Genomic DNA, 15,568 nt, shown 5'->3' on the forward strand with positions numbered 1-15,568 from the left:
CTTTCGCTATCGTCAAAAACAATACTGTGTTTCAGAATGATTTTCAGGCAAATAAAATTGCGCTCACAAAATAATATTTGCCTGAAAGTTTGATTTTTAATACAGTTCATCACTAAATTAGGGATGACTCATGTTTGATGAAAAGTAAATGAGTAATCAATCAATAAGATTTCCTTAAATCATCAATACCGTACTCAAGATTACAACCGCTGTGAGAGTAATGAGTAGACCTATGACATACCATGAAAAGATAGATTGAGAAATAGAAACCCATTCTCCTAGCAAATACGACCAAAAATTGACAGTAAGCATGATAAAAATAAGATTGAGCATCCAAGACTGATACAGGTGCTGTAAATAGACTTCTCCCATACCATAAAAAAAGAATTGAAGATACCCACACAAACCTGCCAAGCCATAAGTAATCACATATCTACTGTCTATTGCAATAGGTACGATTCTTTTGATAGACTTTCTATTTTTGACTAGATACCAACAAAAGTTAGTCATAAACCCTCCCATACATAGCAGCATAAAGCCAATATTGTGAGCAAAAAACTTATTGGAATGTGCCAACAAAGCCATATCCGAAATCGGCTTGGAAAGTTCCACTCCGACCAACATAAAAGGCATAAAAAATCCAAAAATCAGAGCACTTATCAAGCCTTTTTTCAAAGAAAACTCTGGTGTTGGGAAATACGAAGTTCTTGAATAGAACGCCCATGCTTTATTGACACCCATATAACCATATATCGACAGCCCTAGCATTGCTAAGATGATGCCTACAAGTCTGATAAGCGCTGTGGTATTTTCAAATAATCGACAAAATCCAATTATTTGGTGCTCAAGAATGGAAGGAAATAGGAAGTTGGTTGTAAGAACACAAACCCCTAAAGCAAGGACTGTACCTAGAGCCATACCTAAGTGTCGAAGTGCCAGACCAAAATTTAATGCTCCCACTCCCCATATCATACCAGAAGCTAGTACTTTGATAATTAATGAGATAGGTATTCTTTGGAAAATACCTATCAATGAAGGTACTGTCAGCATTGTTGCTACTATTGGCAATATTATCCATGTACAAAACCCGTAGAAAATCCATGCGTCTTCCCATGCTTTTCCTCTAAGTTTGGTAAATGGCAAATAATAGCTTCCAGCAGCGAAGCCCCCACCGAAGTGCAAAATAATGCCAAGAAGTGTATCCATAATCAATCGTATTGTATCAAAAGTAGGCTAACTAATGTTGAAAAATATCGGGGTATTTTCTGATAAAGTACACAGGCGTACAGCTCCACGCATGACAATAGCTATTAATCAAATATGCGTTGTATGGAGACAAAAAATCGTCTTGAGGGTCATAAACTTCCCAAAAAGTATCAGCGCCTTTGTTGACCATATCTCCCCAATAGTTTATAAGCAACCCTTTGGCTTCTTCTTTCAAACCTACCTGAATCATAGCCTCAATTACATAATGGTACAAGTAAGGTGCTCCAGGTTTTACGGCATCGGTATGAGCTATGACGTTTTCTAAGGCTTTTTTCCCTTCTGTTTGCGAAGCAACGCCACTCAAAATCATCCAAGCTTGTGAACAATAGGAGATTTGTTGGTCTTTTCCACTGACAAATACGCCTTTTTGAGTGTCATACAAAGTACGGTGTGTAGCTTCGGTCATCTTTTGAATAAGAGCAGGTAATTCCTTTACCTCTTGTTCTTTCCCTAGCATTTTAGCCAATTCATACGTATTTTTATATGCCCAAATGACCACGCCTTGCAAGGCCGCTTGTTTGTCTAAACCATTTCTCCAGTCAAAAAACAACCACCATTCTTTTCCTGCTTTTTGATAGTCTAACATCCCATCTTCGCCCAAATATTTCTTGGGAATTTCGATTTGCTTTTTAGCTACTTTCCATAAATCCAATGCCGTTTTTTTGTCGCCTGTGGCTTGCAAATATTCTTTTAAGGCAACATTGTAAATTAAGGCATAGTCAAACAAAGGGTTGATCTGAGGATGGGGTTTGGGGCGCTCAAATACGTTTGAGGGTGCTACGCCATCTTCATAACTTAATCCTGCCAACAGATATAGACAGTGTTTGGTCAATTCATGGTTTTTGAAAGAATAAATATTGGCTAATGATTCTAGATATAAATCGCCAATCCAAAGGCGACGGTCGCGTTTGGGACCATCTTCATATACTGTTTGCATACATTCTTTCAATGTATTTAGTCCTATTTGGTCGATTTTCTGAATCATTTCAGGTGTACCTTTTGCCAAAGGAACAGCCGACTGCTTGACCGAAGTAGTGGCTTTTACAAATAAATCAGAAATCTTGAAATCAGAATATACCGAACTGCCCAATAGCTCGATTTTGACGTATCTGAATGCGACTCTACGTGGAATAGTGATAGTCTTGGGAACTTCCGAAATAGTTATAATTTCATCTTGTAGCCAAGCTCTACTCAAACCGCCTTTGAATGGATCAAAAGGCTCTGCTACTTCGGCAGGAACTTCCCCAAATGTGAACTTTAGTCGAATCGGAGCGTCGGCTGCACGCCCAAAGTCCTCTACACTGAAAGTAACAAATCCCGTGAGGTGTTCTCCAAAATCGAGTATCACACCAGCTTGTTTTTTGAACGAATCTTTAAAAAGATTTTTGGCTTCTGTTTGAGGTTTGGTATCCCAATGTTGAAATTTCTTTTCATTTTTTTCAAGACGAACTATGCTTAGAGGCTTTTTGATGGTTTCAACAAGTTTGGGGGTAGTCTGTTCGGCAATTTTGAGCCATTGTGCTCTTTCTTTTTGATAGAAATCTACTTTTTGCGCAAATCCCATCAAATGATAAAAGAAAATAGCGATAAAAAGAAGGAGTTTTTTCATGATAAAATTCAATTTAAAATCTTAAGTTGTATTCAGTAAAAGAAGCTGTGACGGCGATAAGGGTCAATGCAGTATTGTACGTTATAAATCGTGACTTTGAAATATTAACTGCCAAGTAATTTTGAGGTATTTTACTTTAGAAAAAACGAGCAGAGCAAAGCCCCGCCCGTTTACTTATTTATCATAATATAAAATCGTATTTTCAAGAAAATTCTTAAAAAATAAATTCAACTTTAACTCAAATACTCCTTAAAAATAAGGACTCAACAATGATTCACTAGCAGGAAGAGGGAACGTTAAATCAATTTTGGTAAACGCTGCTGGCGCAGGTGCTGCACCCGCAGGATAATAATATGCGGCAGGATTTGCTTTGATTTTAACGCCTTTTTCTAATAGTATTTTCTCAGCATTGCCTGTTCTTACTAAATCTAGCCAACGTTTATTTTCAAATGCCAATTCCACACGACGTTCAGCAAGAATGGCATTACGCAAATCAGTTTGTGAACTAGCTAAAGTGTTACTCAAACCTGCACGGTTACGAACTTGGTTCAAATAAGTGACTGCATGCCCCGATTTTCCGTTCTCATTTAGTGCTTCTGCATACAACAAAATTACCTCAGCATAGCGGTACACAGGCCAGTTAGTCCCTGTGATATTGAATTGAGCATGAGGCTGTAACAGCTTTTTGATGTATGGATAGGTTACGCCATCAATCGTAACTGTAGCCACCGAAGCCGCTTTACGTTTGTCTCCCGTTTCGTAAGCTCCCATAATGTCAGGGGTTGGAATATTCATCCCCTCTTCTGTACGAGCTTGTGCATTAGCTGCGCCTGTAATATCTGTAATTTGAGCAGCAGAGATAGGCATCGGTAAGAAATCATAGAAAAATCTACTGGCATATCCTTCCGTTCCTTCTTTAAATTGGACTTCAAAAACGGACTCTTTATTGTTTTTATTAGAAACCGAAAAAACAGAAGCATAGTCACTCAAAAGAGCATATTCACCTGAATCAATGATTTCTTTTAGAAGTGTTTCTGCTTGAGACCATTTTTTCTGAACGGCATATACATTAGCTAATAGAGTTTTGGCTGCTCCCGAAGTAGCACGACCTGCTTCCTGCGCAGATTTGGCAGGCAATAAACTCGCTGCTTGCGTAGCATCTTGAATGATTTGATTGTAGATAGCATCCACTTCCGAGAGTGGTAATGCTGCGCCATTACGATCAGTTACTGGATTGAGGTGCAAAGGTACTTTTCCGTAATACTGAACCAAATCGAAGTAAGCTAATGCACGCAAGAAAAATGCTTGTCCTTTAATATTATTCTTAGAGCTAGTTCCAAAAGTAACACCATCAATAGGTGCTAGCACTTGGTTAGCTCTAGCAATTACCTGATAATCTGATACATATTTAGCAGTAGAAATACTATTTGAAGCCTGAACCGTAAAATTGGCAATTGCCTCGCCATCGACCAAGGCACGATATCCTGGATTATGAATATAGTAAGTATTGTCTGAGTGCATTTCGCCCATAGCCCAAGCGCCTGAGATATTGACACCTGTCGTACCATTATATACGCTTCGTAAAGGCGCATAAGCAGCGTTGACTCCCTGCTGAAAATCTGATTCGGTCTTGTAAAAAGTTGTAGTACTCAAAGAGGTTTCCGATGGTAAATCCAAGAAACTATCGCTACAAGAACTTAACAATATAGCGAGTGATAATATAGAAATAAGCGTCTTTTTCATGTGATTGTCGTGTTTGTAAACTCAAAAGCTATAGTTCTTTTTCTCTTTTCCCTATCTCGATAGCTTTTGAGCGAATGACTTTGATTAAAATCCAATGTTTACACCAACTGTGAAAGTTCTAGGAACAGGGTAGGTTCCCCAGTCCATTCCAAGGCTCAAAGTGCTACCACCTGTACCATTTGCTGAAGAACTAGCTTCTGGGTTTACGCCACGATAATTGGTAAACACGAGAGCTTGTTGTACTGAAGCATATACACGTGCTGATTTAAAATGCTTATGCTTGGTCGGTACGTTGTATCCTAATGTGATGTTTTTGATGGTAAAATATGTACCGTTACTAATGAAGCGAGTACTAGCCCAGTCACGTTCCATATAGGTAGCAGCTGTTGATTTTCCATAAAGTCCATCTCCAGGGTTTGCTTCTGAACGCCAACGATTTGCCACATTTTTTAACACATTAAATACTCCATCAAGGTTGGTAGCACCTTGGTCGGTCAATACCATCAAATCATTGCCAAACGAACCAGAACCAACAATCGACAAGTCGAAGTTTTTATAATTGAATGTATTGGTAATACCAAAAAGTGCCGTTGGAAATGGATTTCCGATTACAGTACGGTCATCATTATCGCCACCGTAAGTGATTTTTCCGTCACCATTTACATCTTTATATTTAACTGTACCAATTTGAGAATCAGTAGCTTTAGGAGAATTATTGAAGTCAGCAGCATTTTTATAAACACCTTCTTGAATCATTCCATAAAATTGACCTAATGGCAAACCTACTTTTGTGATAGTTTGGTAGTTACCAAAACCTCCATAAATGCGCTCAACGCCATCTGCTAAAGCCAATACTTTATTACGGTTGAAGGAAATATTGAAATTGGTATTCCATTTAAAATCTCCAACCATGTTTTTGGTATTTACGCTAAACTCATGTCCCCAAAACTTGATTTCGCCAACGTTATCATTGAAATTGGTAAAGCCAGATTCTTGCGCCACTGCTACGTTGTATAATAAATTGGTAGTATTTTTTGTATAAAAATCATACGCCAAAGTAACACGGTCATTAAATAAGCCTATATCAAAACCAAGGTCGATTTGCTTGGTAGTTTCCCAACCCAAACGGCTATTACCCAAACTCGAAACGGCTGAACCACTCGCAATAGTATTGCCAAAAACAGCATTTGCGGCATTGTTAATCAAAGCATACTGCGTGTAATTTCCGATGTTATTATTACCAATTACGCCATAACTAGCACGTACTTTGGCAAAAGATAAGGCTTGAATATTTTTAGCAAAATTTTCTTCCGAAACTACCCAACCCAAACCAATAGAAGGAAAATTACCCCAGCGGTTATCAGTACCAAACCGTGACGAACCATCACGGCGAATCGCTGCTGTAGCCAAATATCTTCCTTTATAACTATAATTTATACGAGATAAATACGAGACTAACGACCATTCTTGTATGTCATTGTAGGTATTTACACGGTCAATATTCAAGGCTGATTGAATCGAGTGAATACGGTCATCGGGAAAATTAGTTGCTCTAATTTGTGAAACTTCTGCACGATACTTTTGACTGGTATAACCTACCAACGCTTCGATACTATGATTGCCAAAGCTCTTGCTGTAAGTAGCAGTGTTTTCGTTCAACCAAGAGGTATATTTTGTATCTTGGTTTACTGCACTAGCAGCTACTGGTGGCAAAGACGCAAACACTGTTGAGGCTGTAGAAGGATTAAAGTTGACAAAAGCGCTACTTCCCAAATCCAAATTCATTGTAGTTTTTAGTATCAAACCTTTGATTGGTTCATATTGCAGTTTAGCATTCGACAATAAACGAGACGTTTTTGTTTCGTTAGTAATTTCCTGCGCTGCTCTATACCAGTTTGGCGTTGGAAAAGCGCCATCCACAGATAAAGGCAATGAACCATCAGCATTTTGGTATGAAGCAAGTGGCCAAGTCAAAATCGCATTGCTAAACAAACCTCCTGGTACCGCAGAGTTGAGGTTGGTGGCATAAAAAGCTCCATCCGAACTTGGTGTGTTATTGATTGAATAGCTTGGAGCTAAGTTAAAACCAACCTTAATTTTGTCAGACAAATCGTAGTCTGTATTGATACGTAATGAAAAACGCTTGTAGTTAGAATTAATCATTACACCGTCTTGGTTGAAAATACCCGCCACAACCGAAGTACTCAAACGGTCTTTACTTGAGGTCAGAGTTAGGTTGTAGCTTTGCATAGGTGCTGTACGTAACAAAGCACCATACCAATCGGTATATTTGCCAGCATATTGTTCTGGGTTTTGAAACTTGGCAGGTACAGGCAAGCCTTTATCTTGATAAGATTCTTTTTGAAATTGCGCAAACTCTTGTGCATTCATCAATTGTGGGCGACCTTTTTCCGGAACAGACTGCCAACCTGTAAAAGCATTTACGCTTATAGTCGTCTGATTCTTTTTGGCTTGTTTGGTTGTAATCAACACAACACCATTGGCTGCACGTGAGCCATATAAGGATGTCGAAGCGGCATCTTTTAGCACTGAAATATTATCGATTTCATCTGGGTTGACACTCGCAATGTCGCCAACAATTGGAAATCCATCAACCACATATAGGGGGTCGCTCCCTGCCAAAATAGAGGCTTGACCACGAATACGAATGCTCATACCTTGTCCAGGCTTACCAGTAGTTTGATTGATTTGCACACCAGCCAACTTACCTTGAAGCTTTTGCGTCACTTGCGGTACGGGAATATCTTTAAGCTCTTTACTGTTAACAGACTCCACAGAACCAGTTAACTCTTTTTTGATTTGACTACCATACCCTACCACAATTACTTCTTCCAAAGCAGATAATTCTTCAGCAAGGGTAATGGTAAAAGTTCCTGAATATGGAATACTAACATTTATCTCCTTAGAAGTGTATCCCACATAGGTAACGATTAATTTGTAATTACCTTCAGCCAAATTGTCCATCACAAATTCGCCTTCAGCGTTGGATACAGCACCGCGCGTAGTGCCCTTCAACAACACACTTGCACCTGGGAGTATCTCGCCTTTAGTACTGGTAATTTTTCCTTTTAAAGGATATGTTTGAACAATTTTTTGTCCTTTTGTAATAATGATTAATTCTTCTGAAACCTGATAGCTCAACTCTAATGGCGTTAGGATATCGTTGAGCACATCGCCCAAAGGCTTATTATTTACCGAAATACTCACTTTACGATCCGCATTGATAATTTCTTTGCTAAAGGCAAAGTCTGCATTGGTTTGACGTCTAATCTCACCGATTACCTCTTTCACAGCCTTATTTTGCATTTGTAGCGAAAGGCGCTTTTTTAAGATAGCCTGTGCATTAAGCCCTCCAGCAAAGGTATTCCCCACAAAGACTATCGTCAGAAGGAATTGCAAAAAGCTTACTTGCATGATTTTTACAAGTGTTTTGTTGGATAATACATTTTTTTTCATACTTTTGAAAAGTTTTCTAAATTGAAAAATGGAGACAAAACAATCCCAACCACCTCTGCGAAAGGTGCTACTCGTGTGCAAAAACTTGTAAAGGGATTGATAGGAGTCGATGATACTGCGAATATCATCGACTTTTTTTATTCATAATTGTTGAAGGTTTTTATTTGAAATCTAGTCATATATGCAAAGGTTTACTGTTTACATTTTTGGGCATAGACAATAATTTTACCATCTATAATCTCATAACGAGCTTGAATCACCCGACAGATAATATCGAGTTTATCAAATAAATGACGCCCTCCCAGAGAAGCAGTAATAGTACAATTTTGGATAAGCTCTTTGTCGACAACAATATCTATTTCATAGTTTTTCTCAATTAAATCGAATGCTTTACTAACTGGCATATCCTCAAATTCGAAAATAGCTTCCTCGTCATAGCTGGCTGCGACCTGCGGAACGATTTTTTGTAAAACTGATTCTTCACGATTAAACTCAGCAGATTCATTTTTGACTAACACTAAGCCTTCCAAATGTTTGTCTTTGCTAAATTGTTTGGCCTCTTGGCTTGATTTAGTACATACACCCACTTTTCCTGAACGAACTTTTACGATAACTTTTTTATCTAAAGGAAAAGCTTTAACAACAAAACTTGTTCCTAATACCTTTGTAATCAATTCATTGGCATGAACTAAAAAGGGCTTTGCAGGGTTAGGCTCAATCTCAAAAGCAGCCTCTCCAGATAACACAACCTCACGACGCTCGCCCTCAAATGCTGTAGCATAACTAATCTTACTTTTAGGGCTCAACACAACAGTACTTTGATCCGGCAATACCACCAATAAAGGTTGAGTTGTGGTATTGGCAACTTCTTGCCATGCCTTTTTCTTCATCTCTTTTACATTGGTGGCGTAGGCATTATCAATGTCATTCATTTTTTGATAAAACCAAAAAACTCCAATTAGCATAGCAGCAACCGCCGCAACTTTCAACCAATTTGAATGCCAAATCTGGCGAATATTATCTTGCTCTTCAGGCTCATCTATCGATTCTTGGTCTAACTGATTTATTGTCTGAAATAAACTAGTTTTTATTTCAGCATGAAAATCACGTCTATCGCTATCACTTGCCAATGTCATCTCTATCAGCCTCCGTGCTTGCAACGCCGCTATTTGCGCTGCTGGATGCCTCTCAAAATATTCTTTCCAATAACTATTCTTTTCGGGTGTAGGATTTTTTATCCAATCCAAAAAAATATCATCTTCAAGAAATTTATGTATGTCTTCTTGTAAATGCATAACTCGGTATTTATTCGGAAGAGTTACGAACTCTTTGTTTTAACTCACTTTTTTCTAATTTTTTCAAAAAAAAGCATAAAAATCTATATCTGTCTGATTTTCATGTAACTATAGCAATAAATAATTTTATCATTTGAAGAAATAAAAAGTACAAAAAAGATGATTTGGGAATGTATTTTTAAAATACTCTCATCAACTCTCGAAGTTTTTGAATAGCTCTTTGAATCAAATTACGAACTGATTGTTCTCTAATTTGTAAAAAATCAGCAATTTCAGGATAAGAAAGCTCCTCAAAGAAGCGAAGCGTAAGCACTTGCTGCTGGTTATTGGGTAATTGTTCGAAATAAAGTTGTAATCTATTTTTTTGTGACTCTAATAATTCCGAAATAATGAGCAGTTCTTCAGGGGTTTCGGTATCGTCTTCGTAATTTTCCCAGCCCTCATTGGTATATACTCCTGTCTCATTTTTGGCCAATTTAATAATGCGATTGCGTACCATTGCCAATAAGTAATAACGCCAAGAAGTTGGCTGGTTAAGCGTTTGGCGGTTTTTCCAAACCTCTAAAAATACATCTTGAATGGCATCAGCAATAAGCTGATTATCCTTTGTCATACGTTGCGCATAGCGATCTAATGCCTGAATGTGAGTGTCGTAAAATACAGAGAAAGATTGATGATTTCCATTTTTGATGGAATCCCACAATGTTACCTCATTGATAATATGTTGTTTTACTACAGACAAAGGTATATCGTTAATGGTTGAATAAGTGATGCAAAATAAGCTAAATTTATCTTGGAATAAAACAAAATGTTTTTTCAAATCAACAAATCACTTACTCATGCTTTGCATAACCAGCGCTTTAGATTAGGAAATCTAATTAACCTTTTTGGATATACGTAATTTTAAAAATTACCTTTCAACGTAATCTAAGTTAGGGGATGCCTACAGTTTTGTATTGGAGATATTAAATGTCTATCATAAAGTTGTCCTCTTATAATTCTACAACAAATACTTCATGTGTAACATAAAATTAAGATGCAATAGTCATGATTGATTTTCTCATATTTTTATAAAAGGCTATTAATTCACTGGATAATCAACATATACATCTGTAGGAATGATAAGTTGATTTGTCGAAAACAAGAAGCAGAAAATTAGGCGTTTTTACTTTAGAATGTAAGATTAACTTTGAATATGATTTGAATTAAAGAATGCGGTAAATTCTAATAACTAAAAGCAACTTTTTTCTTGATAAATTAAGAAAAAGGTACTTTGTAGTTGGTACAAGTTTTTATACTTTGTTTACTCACTCTAATAGCCTATAAATAAAATAAAAAACTTGTACCTGAAATGGAGGGTTTTTATGCGTCTACCACTTTCCAACCTTCACGGTAAGTACGACCAACAAATTGGTTTGCATCGTCGAAGTTAGTAATCTTCATATCTTCCCCATTCCACAATAGTTTATTGCGACCATAGAAGTCAAATCCACCTTTTTCGTTTTTCTTGCGTAACATATAGCTACGAATGGCCAAATTACCCATCAACACTGTTTCAGTAAGCGGTCCAGAATAATCAAATGACGATGATAATTCTTTATGTTCTTTACTTGCAAAGCCTGCTTTACAAGCATTTGTCCAACTTACTTGATGTCCATATTCTGGCAATTTGATTTCGTTAGACAATTTAGGTGTATCTATAACCTCACCACTATTCAAGTAGATTTTAGGGTTGTTTCCATACATACCAATCGTCATAATACCTTTAGTTCCTGTCAAAATAATACCATTAGCACCACCATCATCACTAATTGGCGTATTAGCAGGAATTAAATCTGGGTGCATTGGGCGAATACCGCCATCCATCCAAATCATTTTTACTGCGGATTTATTTTTTTTAGTAGCAGGAAATTTGATTTCTACGTGTGAAGACGGAGGGCAACCTTCAGGAATATACTCAGGAGTCCAATCTTTGATAAATACTGCCCCCACACTACACTCTACTTCTGTAGGATAACTTAGTCCCAAAATACGGAACGCTGAATCTATGGTGTGGCAACCAATATCTCCTAAAGCACCAGTACCAAAGTTCCACCAGCCTCTCCATTTGAACGGATGGTAAAGTGGATGATAGTCAACCCATTGTGCAGGACCTACCCAAACATCCCAATCTGCTGGAGACATTGATTCAACCAATGCTGGCTTATCTGTTGGTACAGGGATTCCTTGTGGCCAAACTGGGCGATTAGTCCAAATATTTACCGTATGAACAGTACCAATTTTACCATCATCAAACCACTTGCCAGCCACTTGTTGAAGTGGGTTTGAGGAACCTTGATTACCCATTTGCGTAACAACCTTGTATTTACGGGCTGCTTTGGTCAACATACGAGCTTCAGCAATGTTATGTGTCAAAGGTTTTTGGACATATACGTGCTTCCCCATTTGCATACACGCCATGGCAGCATAGGCATGAAAGTGATCAGGAGTAGAGATTGTTACAGCATCTATATCAGACTTCATTTGGTCTAACATTACTCTAAAATCTCTAAACTTTTTGGCATTAGGAAATTTTTCGATTGCTGTTTTTGCTCTTGACCAATCTACATCACAAAGTGCCACTACATTTGAAGCACCATTGTTATAGGCATTAATGATATCCGATTGACCCTTGCCACCAGCACCGATAGCAGCAATATTTAGTTTGTCACTAGGAGCAATAAAACCCTTGCCTAATACATGGCGAGGAACAATGAAGAAACTTCCCACAGCGGCAACAGCCCCCTTTTTAAGGAAATCCCTTCTTGAATTTTGTAAGTTTTCTGACATAGTAAAATTGAGGATAGTTAAAATTGTACCAATATAAACGAATTAAGATGTCCTTTTATCCTGATTTAGCAACTTTTTTTAATTATTATTTTTCTTAAAAAAATAATAATTAGCTAATATTCTAGTTAATTATATGCTAAATTAAAAAGGGGGTGTTATATTTATAAAAGGGAATTTATTCTTTCAATAGAGAATAGGTTTCACTTTCAATACGATATAATCCCATATTATTCCTTTATCTTTGTTGGATAGACGTAACACAATCGCTTTTGGAATGTAATATTTTAATATGACCCCTTATGCAACACTGGTTCTCTATCTTCAGATATAGTCAATATTAATTGACATCACATTTTAACCCCTTCAATATGAGCAGTTCCCAAATAACGGCAAACAAAAAAGACAGAGAATCCAAAAAACGTAAAAAACGTCAAGAAAAAGATGACAAGAGAGAGGACAGAAAAACTAACTCTAATAAAGGGAAAGATTTTTCAGAGATGTTAGCTTATGTTGATGAATATGGTAATCTTACAACAACGCCTCCAAAACCTGCGGGAAGTGAGGATAATGCCGCTTCGGGAAAAAAATCAGATAGATACGAAAGAAGTCAAGCAGATAAAACTGCTCACCAAGGTATAGTTGAGTTTTTTAATACTCAGAAGAGATTTGGTTTTATCATTGATACAAAATCTAAGAAAAAGATATTCTTTCACGCAAATGATTTGAAAGAGCCAGTAAAAGAGCAAGATCAAGTTGAGTTTTTGGTTGAACCTTCAAGTAAAGGTCCCAAAGCTGTTCAAATTGCTAAATTGGCAAACTAATCATATTCTATGAAGAGTGTTTATAGTAAACACTCTTTGACTTTTCCTATACATTTCCGTCTGACCTTCTCTCAAGCTACTTATAGATGCTATTGGAAGCTGATTCATAATCAGTGAGTCAAACATCTAGAATAATATTTTTTAAGCAGGATTAAAAATCAGTTTATCCCCATATTTTTCTCTTTTTTTCTCCAAAAGAGTACGATCAAAAGAAATGGTAAAGTCTTTCACTGGATCTTGAATAAGACAAGTGATATATGTACTCAAATCTTTTTTCTCTTTTACTTTCTTATCTTTTTTTATCATAGCAGATGGCTCTTATTTGAGCTTGAAAAATGATGAATAAAATCTTAGAGGAGCAAAATAAGAAGGGAAGTCGGTCGGGAGACAGTGTAAATAAAATATCTTTAGAGAGAAATTCATCTATTATTATTGCTTACTAATTAAATCAAAGTTAATAGTAATATGTTACGAAACAAATTTATTGAGAATCATCTTATTAGATGATAATGTACTACAAAAAAAAGCACACCTCGAAAGGCATGCTTAAAAGAAATGATCAGTTATATCTTATATATTAAGCCAACTTTACATTAACGGCGTTTAATCCTCTTTTTCCTTGTGCTACATCAAAAAGAACTTTGTCATCTTGACGAACTGAATCTACTAATCCTGAAATGTGGACAAAAATGTCTTCTCCACCATTTTCTGGAGAAATGAAGCCAAAACCTTTTGACTCATTGAAAAATTTTACTGTTCCTGTTTGCATTTGTTTTAATTTTTCACAAAGAACGGAACAAATGTTGGCATTTGCAAATTGTTTTCGTTAAAATTTACAAGATTATGGTATTATAGATAGAACAGACTCTATTGCGCCATCTTTCCAGTCTATCTTTTCACTAGCTTGATCTAATTTTGTCTTTAATACAGAGATGTTTTGTGTACGTGCTCCACTAATTGTAAAAAAACGTTTGGCTCCTTTGCTTACCTTTATATTATCGAAAGTGATTTTTTGGCTATTTTCTAACGAAATAATAGGCTCTGTTTTTTCAGAAAGTAAAGCCACATTTTTACATGAAATCCCACTTGCATCTATCAATATAGCCCCTTCTTCTGCTTGAAGCGTTGCATTTTCGATAGCAATATTCTGAATTGGCATTTCGGGTAAGCCACGAACAAAGATGCCTTTTTTAGCACCATGACAAACAATATTCTCAAATTTCATATTCCTGAAAATAGGTGTTCCTTCATTTACAATCGGGCGCTCATCTCTTGGCGAATCAGTGGCAAATTTCACAAAGTAGTACATATCAAAGAAAATAGCCTCTTGAGCAATATCTTTCATATAAATATTTTTAGCATAAATATTTTCTACAATTCCGCCACGGCCACGCACGGATTTAAAACGAAGACCTTTGTCGGTACCCATAAACGTACAATCATAAATAAAAATATTACGTGCACCACCACTCATTTCACTTCCAATGACAAATCCACCATGACCATTATATACGACATTGTTACGAATGATACCATTTTCGGTTGGCATACCACGTTTACGACCTTCTTCATCTTTTCCTGATTTAATACAAATAGCATCGTCTCCTACGTCTAATGTACAGCCTTCAATCAAGAAATTTTTACATGATTCAATATCCATTCCATCGCCATTTTGAGCATATTCTGGATTTTTGACTACCACATTCCTAATTGTTAGATTTTCAGTCATTAAAGGATGTAAACACCATGCCGGAGAGTTTTGAAACGTGACTCCTTCTATTAAAACTTTCTTACACTGTGTCAAAACCAATAAGTTAGGACGAAGAAAATCCTTCATATCTGCAAAATCAGAAGGTTTTTTGCCCTCTGTAAGCAACATACTTTTACCTTCAACACTAGCTTTCAAAAATTGTTCGCTTGGATACCAAGCTTTACCGTCGGCTCTTACGACTCCGCCAGACGCAAGCTTCTCCTTCCATTGTCCTTCGGTCAGCTGTGCTTTATTTACAGCACGCCATACGTCACCGTTCCCATCAATAATTCCTTTGCCTGTTATAGCAACATTTTCAACTCCTGTTGCTGAAATAGGCGATTGATTACGAGCAGCTTTTTTCCCTTCATAAGAACCTTCTAGTAAAGCATACTGGCTTTTATCACCTGTAAAAAGCACAATAGCTGCCTTCTGAATATGTAAATTTACATTACTTTTCAACTCTATTGGTCCTGTCAGCCAGATGCCTTTAGGTATAAGCACGACACCGCCTCCTTTTTGGCTGATAGAATTAATAGCATCATTGATAATTTGTGTATTGAGTGTAACCCCATCTGGCTTGCCACCTAATTTCTGAATATTGAGGGTATCCTTTTTGAAATTTGGTTGAGTAATTTTTGGCAAATTGTCCCAATTATATGCTTGAGTTTTTTGTGCCAAACTAGTTAGTGGAGTAATTACAACTAAAACTGTGATCCAACAAAGAAAATAAGTTTTCATAAACCGTCTAATTATTAAATGTCATAGTTCAATCTGG

Annotated in this window: 11 protein-coding genes; 1 reads left to right on the forward strand and 10 read right to left on the reverse strand. The window is 36.8% G+C overall.

Annotation, left to right across the window (positions count from 1 at the left end; translation table 11 throughout):
• Window positions 1-174: 174 nt before the first annotated feature.
• The 7 genes from QM491_RS22260 to QM491_RS22290 all read right to left on the reverse strand — a co-directional run bounded on the left by QM491_RS22260 (window position 175) and on the right by QM491_RS22290 (window position 12,219).
• Window positions 175-1,206 (reverse strand): L-rhamnose/proton symporter RhaT, encoded by a 1,032-nt coding sequence (locus QM491_RS22260; RefSeq protein ID WP_283329735.1) that lies wholly within the window; start codon window positions 1,204-1,206, stop codon window positions 175-177.
• A 31-nt stretch (window positions 1,207-1,237) separates the two neighbouring features.
• Window positions 1,238-2,875 (reverse strand): alpha-L-rhamnosidase-related protein, encoded by a 1,638-nt coding sequence (locus QM491_RS22265; protein WP_283329736.1) that lies wholly within the window; start codon window positions 2,873-2,875, stop codon window positions 1,238-1,240.
• Between the two features lie 249 nt (window positions 2,876-3,124).
• Window positions 3,125-4,618, reverse strand: a complete 1,494-nt coding sequence (locus QM491_RS22270) for a RagB/SusD family nutrient uptake outer membrane protein (RefSeq protein WP_283329737.1) — start codon at window positions 4,616-4,618, stop codon at window positions 3,125-3,127.
• A gap of 84 nt (window positions 4,619-4,702) precedes the next feature.
• The gene (locus tag QM491_RS22275) at window positions 4,703-8,095 is read right to left on the reverse strand and encodes a TonB-dependent receptor (RefSeq protein ID WP_283329738.1); all 3,393 of its coding nucleotides are present in this window, start codon (window positions 8,093-8,095) and stop codon (window positions 4,703-4,705) included.
• 191 nt (window positions 8,096-8,286) lie between these two features.
• The gene (locus QM491_RS22280; RefSeq protein WP_283329739.1) at window positions 8,287-9,390 is read right to left on the reverse strand and encodes a FecR family protein; all 1,104 of its coding nucleotides are present in this window, start codon (window positions 9,388-9,390) and stop codon (window positions 8,287-8,289) included.
• Window positions 9,391-9,568: 178 nt separating this feature from the next.
• On the reverse strand, window positions 9,569-10,132 hold the full coding sequence (locus QM491_RS22285) for an RNA polymerase sigma factor (protein ID WP_283329740.1): 564 nt from the start codon (window positions 10,130-10,132) through the stop codon (window positions 9,569-9,571).
• Window positions 10,133-10,752: 620 nt separating this feature from the next.
• A complete protein-coding gene (locus tag QM491_RS22290; protein WP_283329741.1) occupies window positions 10,753-12,219 on the reverse strand; it encodes a Gfo/Idh/MocA family protein in 1,467 nt (488 codons plus the stop codon).
• A 368-nt stretch (window positions 12,220-12,587) separates the two neighbouring features.
• On the opposite strand from QM491_RS22290, the gene QM491_RS22295 reads away from it, so the two are divergent.
• Complete coding sequence (locus QM491_RS22295; protein ID WP_283329742.1) at window positions 12,588-13,040, forward strand: cold shock domain-containing protein; 453 nt, start codon at window positions 12,588-12,590, stop codon at window positions 13,038-13,040.
• A 141-nt stretch (window positions 13,041-13,181) separates the two neighbouring features.
• Here QM491_RS22295 and QM491_RS22300 read toward each other — a convergent pair whose 3' ends face one another.
• The 3 genes from QM491_RS22300 to QM491_RS22310 all read right to left on the reverse strand — a co-directional run bounded on the left by QM491_RS22300 (window position 13,182) and on the right by QM491_RS22310 (window position 15,531).
• Window positions 13,182-13,346 (reverse strand): hypothetical protein, encoded by a 165-nt coding sequence (locus tag QM491_RS22300; RefSeq protein ID WP_283329743.1) that lies wholly within the window; start codon window positions 13,344-13,346, stop codon window positions 13,182-13,184.
• A 271-nt stretch (window positions 13,347-13,617) separates the two neighbouring features.
• Entirely contained in the window at window positions 13,618-13,809 is a 192-nt protein-coding gene (locus QM491_RS22305) for a cold-shock protein (RefSeq protein ID WP_095163821.1), read from the reverse strand.
• Window positions 13,810-13,881: 72 nt separating this feature from the next.
• Window positions 13,882-15,531 (reverse strand): glycoside hydrolase family 28 protein, encoded by a 1,650-nt coding sequence (locus QM491_RS22310; RefSeq protein ID WP_283329744.1) that lies wholly within the window; start codon window positions 15,529-15,531, stop codon window positions 13,882-13,884.
• Window positions 15,532-15,568: the final 37 nt, after the last annotated feature.

The sequence above is a fragment of the Flectobacillus longus genome (assembly GCF_030056705.1).
GTDB lineage: Bacteria > Bacteroidota > Bacteroidia > Cytophagales > Spirosomataceae > Flectobacillus > Flectobacillus longus.